Source organism: Allofournierella sp., from assembly GCF_048388525.1.
Taxonomy (GTDB): Bacteria; Bacillota; Clostridia; order Oscillospirales; family Ruminococcaceae; genus BQOK01.
Genome location: NZ_DBGCTQ010000066.1, coordinates 1 through 3,114, shown reverse-complemented (window position 1 = coordinate 3,114; position 3,114 = coordinate 1). Strand labels below are relative to the sequence as shown.

Here is a 3,114-nt window from a genome sequence, read left to right as displayed (position 1 = left end):
TTTTCATAACAGAACGAAACGGCGGGGGCGGAACCCATTAATGGGCCCCGCCCCCGCCGTTTTTGGATCGCTGCAAACGTTCCGGCCGCCTGCCTTTACTCCGCGTAGATGCCCAGGATATTCAACAGGATCTCCACGCTCTGGTCCATCTTTTCCGCGGTGATGTACTCGCAGGGGCCGTGGAAATTGAAGCCCCCGGTGCCCAGGTTCGGGCAGGGCAGCCCCATGTAGGAAAGGCGGGCGCCGTCCGTGCCCCCCCGGATGGGCACGATGCGGGGCGGCACGCCCGCGGCGCGCATGGCCTTTTGCGCGTTCTCGATCAGGTGGAAGTGGGGCTTGATCTGTTCTTCCATGTTGTAATAGCTGTCACGCAATTGCAGCTCCACCGTTCCGGGGCCGTACTTGCGGTTCATCTGCTGGGCCACGCCGCGCAAAAATTCCTTGCGCGCCTCAAATTTCTGCTTGTCGTGATCCCGCACGATGTAGCCGAGCTTCGCCTCGCTCACCTGGCCGGTCATGCTGGTGAGGTGATAAAAGCCCTCGGTACCCTCGGTGGTCGCGGGGGTCTCGTTTTCGGGCAGCAGGGCGTGCAGCTCCATGGCCATGACCTGGGCGTTTTTCATCAGTCCCTTGGCGCTGCCCGGATGCACCGAGAAGCCGTGCACCGTGAACACCGCCGCCGCGGCGTTGAAGTTCTGGTATTCCAGCTCGCCCACGTCGCCGCCGTCCACCGTGTAGGCGTAGTCGGCCCCAAAGCCCTCCACGTCGAACAGGTCGGCGCCCTGGCCCACCTCCTCGTCCGGCGTAAACCCAACGCACACCCGGCCGTGTGGCCGCCCCTCGGCCAAAAGGCGCTCCACCGCGGTCAGGATCTCGGAGATGCCGGCCTTGTCGTCCGCCCCCAGAAGGGTCGTTCCGTCCGCCGTGATCAGGGTCTGGCCCTTCCAGTTTGCCAGCTCGGGGAAGCTTGCCACCGCCATCACCTCGCCGGTGGCGGGGAATGTCACGTCGCCGCCGTCGTAATTTTTGTGCACCTGGGGCTTCACGTGTTCGCCCGGCGCGTCGGGCGAGGTGTCCATGTGGGCGATCAGCCCGATGGCGGGCTTTGCCTCGCAGCCCGGGGTTGCGGGCAAAAAGCCATACACATAACCGTGCCGGTCCACCCGCACGTCCTCAAGGCCCAGTTCCTTCATCTCGGCCTCCAGCTGCCGGGCCAGGTCAAACTGGCGGGCGGTGGTGGGGTGGGTTTCGCTGGTCTCACTGGAGGTGGTATACACCTGGACGTATTTTAAAAAGCGTTCATATGCGCGCATGGGTGCGCCTCCTTTTTATCAAACTATCGTTATTGTAGCACAGCCGGGCCAAAATAGAAAGGGCGGCGCCCCCTGCGCAAAGTTTGTCCCAGCACTTGGAAAAATGGTTGTTTTATGATATATTTGTTATCGTATATGGCTTTGGCTTTTCGCCGTCCCGGGGCGGCGCCCACATTCACCTTACAGGAGGCCTTTTGAATGGCGAACAATTATTTTACCGGCAGGACCCTGCTCATCACCGGCGGCACCGGAAGTTTTGGCAATACGGTGCTCAAGCATTTTCTCGCCACCGACATCGGCGAGATCCGCATTTTCAGCCGCGATGAAAAAAAGCAGGACGACATGCGCCACCAGATCCAGCAGCAGCATCCGGAGCTGGCGGGCAAGCTGCGCTTTTACATCGGCGACGTTCGCAACCCCGACAGCGTGAAAAGCGCGGTGCGCGGGGTGGATTATATCTTTCACGCCGCGGCGCTCAAACAGGTTCCCAGCTGTGAGTTCTTCCCCATGGAGGCCGTGCGCACCAACGTGGTTGGCACCGACAACGTGCTCACCGCCGCCATCGACGCGGGGGTAAAAAAGGTGGTCTGCCTCTCCACCGACAAGGCCGCCTATCCCATCAACGCCATGGGCATCTCCAAAGCCATGATGGAAAAGGTCATCGGCGCCAAGGCCCGCACCGTAAACGCGGCCGACACCACCATCTGCTGCACCCGCTACGGCAACGTGATGGCCAGCCGTGGCAGCGTGATTCCCCTGTTTGTGGAACAGATCCGCGCGGGCAAGCCCATCACCATCACAAACCCTGATATGACCCGCTTTTTGATGAACCTGGACGAAGCGGTGGATCTGGTGCAGTTTGCGTTCGAGCACGCAAACCCGGGCGATCTGTTCGTTCAAAAAAGCGACGCCTCCACCATCGGGGTGCTGGCCCAGGCCATGCAGCAGCTTTTCGGCAACACCGGCACCCAGATCATCGGCACCCGGCACGGCGAAAAACTGTACGAAACCCTGATGACCCGCGAGGAGCGGGTGCGCAGCGAGGACATGGGCGGCTACTACCGCGTGGCCGCCGACGGGCGCGACCTGAACTACGACAAGTTCGTGGTAAAGGGCCAGGTGGAGACCCAGGCAGACGAGAGCTATACCAGCCACAACACCCGCCGCCTGAACGTGGACGAAACCGTGGCAAAGCTTCTGACCACCGATTACGTGAAGGCCGAGCTTGCTAACTGGGGCAAATAAGGCCCCCATCACCGCCCCTGCGGGGCGCAGCGATAAGGAAAATACACTATGCAGAAAAACGCACCCATCCTGATCACCGGCGCGGGCGGCTTTATCGGCAAAAACCTGGTGGCCGTCCTGCGCCAGCAGGGCTACGGGAACCTGCTGCTGTTCGAAAAAGCCGACACGCCCGACACCCTGCGCCGGTACGCGCGGCAGGCGGCGTTTGTGTATCACCTGGCGGGCATCAACCGCCCCAAGGACCCCGGCGAATTTTACGCCGGCAACGCAGGCCTTACCGACACCCTGCTCAGCTTTCTGGAAGAGGCGCAAAACCCCGCCCCGGTGCTGGTGACCAGCAGCACCCAGGCCGAACTCAACAACGACTACGGCCGCAGCAAGGCCCAGGCCGAGGAAGCGGTGTTTGCGCACGGCCAGCGCGCCGGCGCACCGGTATACGTGTTCCGGCTGCCGGGGGTCTTCGGCAAGTGGTGCCGCCCCAACTACAACAGCGTGGTTGCCACTTTTTGCCACAACGCGGCCCACGGCCTTCCCCTCACCGTGCGCGACCCGGGTT

3 protein-coding genes are annotated in these 3,114 nt (G+C 62.1%); 2 read left to right on the top strand and 1 reads right to left on the bottom strand.

Features of this window, described 5'->3' with window-relative positions; all coding sequences use genetic code 11:
• Positions 1–95: 95 nt before the first annotated feature.
• Entirely contained in the window at positions 96–1,313 is a 1,218-nt protein-coding gene (pepT, locus tag ACMLHZ_RS08605; protein ID WP_418667339.1) for a peptidase T, read from the bottom strand.
• 198 nt (positions 1,314–1,511) lie between these two features.
• Between pepT and ACMLHZ_RS08600 the strand changes: the two genes are divergently transcribed.
• Positions 1,512–2,558: a polysaccharide biosynthesis protein gene (locus ACMLHZ_RS08600; RefSeq protein ID WP_418667338.1), complete on the top strand. Its 1,047-nt coding sequence runs from the start codon at positions 1,512–1,514 to the stop codon at positions 2,556–2,558.
• A 48-nt stretch (positions 2,559–2,606) separates the two neighbouring features.
• The coding region (locus tag ACMLHZ_RS08595) for an NAD-dependent epimerase/dehydratase family protein (protein ID WP_418667337.1) at positions 2,607–3,114 on the top strand (508 nt) is incomplete at its 3' end.